This window comes from Sphaerisporangium sp. NPDC088356, from assembly GCF_040685555.1.
GTDB lineage: Bacteria > Actinomycetota > Actinomycetes > Streptosporangiales > Streptosporangiaceae > Sphaerisporangium.
In genome coordinates this window covers 1-1170 of the sequence record NZ_JBFBIK010000286.1, presented here as the reverse complement: position 1 = coordinate 1170, position 1170 = coordinate 1, and the positions used below count along the sequence as shown (strand labels likewise).

4 protein-coding genes are annotated in these 1170 nt (G+C 30.1%); all 4 read left to right on the top strand.

What is annotated here, in order from left to right:
• Positions 1-228 (top strand): hypothetical protein (locus AB0O34_RS36965; RefSeq protein WP_363923681.1); only part of this gene is annotated, 228 nt, incomplete at its 5' end.
• A 95-nt stretch (positions 229-323) separates the two neighbouring features.
• Positions 324-650 (top strand): hypothetical protein, encoded by a 327-nt coding sequence (locus AB0O34_RS36960; RefSeq protein ID WP_363923679.1) that lies wholly within the window; start codon positions 324-326, stop codon positions 648-650.
• 9 nt (positions 651-659) lie between these two features.
• Positions 660-809: a plasmid mobilization relaxosome protein MobC gene (locus tag AB0O34_RS36955; RefSeq protein ID WP_260309158.1), complete on the top strand. Its 150-nt coding sequence runs from the start codon at positions 660-662 to the stop codon at positions 807-809.
• A 2-nt stretch (positions 810-811) separates the two neighbouring features.
• The coding region (locus AB0O34_RS36950; RefSeq protein WP_363923677.1) for a relaxase/mobilization nuclease domain-containing protein at positions 812-1170 on the top strand (359 nt) is incomplete at its 3' end.

The window sequence follows — 1170 nt, the reverse complement described above, 5'->3', positions numbered from 1 at the left end:
GCTATTCAACTGACAAATAAATTCCCTATATCTAAAAAAAAGCTAACAAGTAGTTTAGAAAAAATGATACATGAACAATTCGATTTAATTGATAAAGAAGAACTAGAGGACTATATAAAAGCAAAAAAATATGTTGAAACTTTGACCGAAGACGAAGTTAAAAATTTGTGTTTTGAAGTCAAAGATTTATACGAAGAGGTCTTAAAAGAATTTGAAATTAAGCTCTAATTTTTTTCAAAAAGGGGGATTGGGGGACACCACCAAAAATAAAAAGATTCGTCTGAAACGAACAAAAATAAAATTGGAAATTTTAGATTTTGTGAGTGAAAGATGAATACTTTTTACTGTACTTGGGTACCCAAGTGCGAAGTTCACTAAAGACACTAACCCCCTATTTTGAGCTTTTAGAGTTGACAGATATTTGTGAGGTTGACAAGATGAAAATAATTGAAAATCGTGAGAGAAGTATACAGAAAAAATTTCGTGTAAATGAAAAAGAGAACGAAAGAATTAAATTGATGATGAGAAAAACTGGTATCACTAATTTTTCTATTTTTGCTAGACGAGCCTGTTGCAATAAAGAGATTTTTTCTATTGATTTTTCAGAATATAAAAATATTATTTCTGAAATTTCTGCGACAAAATCTTAACTAAAACGTATCGGAAATAATATCAATCAAATTGCTAAACATTTAAACGAAAATAAAAATAATCAGACAAAAGAATTGATGTCTAATTATCAAAATCAATTAGAAAATTTGGAAGATAAAATTCAAAAAGTGGTTCATTATATTTCGGAGGGGGAGTAAAAATGACAGTGATTTATATGCCAAAACAATCGAACGGAACGGTTCATTCTTCAAAAGATTTAAACCAACTCATTGATTATGTGATGAACCCTGAAAAAACAAATGACTTTGAATATGTTTCCGCTCAAAACATTTTAGATATTCATTCAACCTGTGATGAAATGTTAGCGACACGAACAATGGCTATCGCTTTAAAAAACAAGCCACGAAAAAACGAAAGGTTTGGTTATCATTTTGTCCAATCTTTTTCTCCTGATGACCATTTAACGCCTGAACAAGCTCATGAAATTGGTTTAAAAACCATGAAAGAATATCTCGGAAATTCTGCGGAATTTATTATTGCCACTCATACCGATAAGCC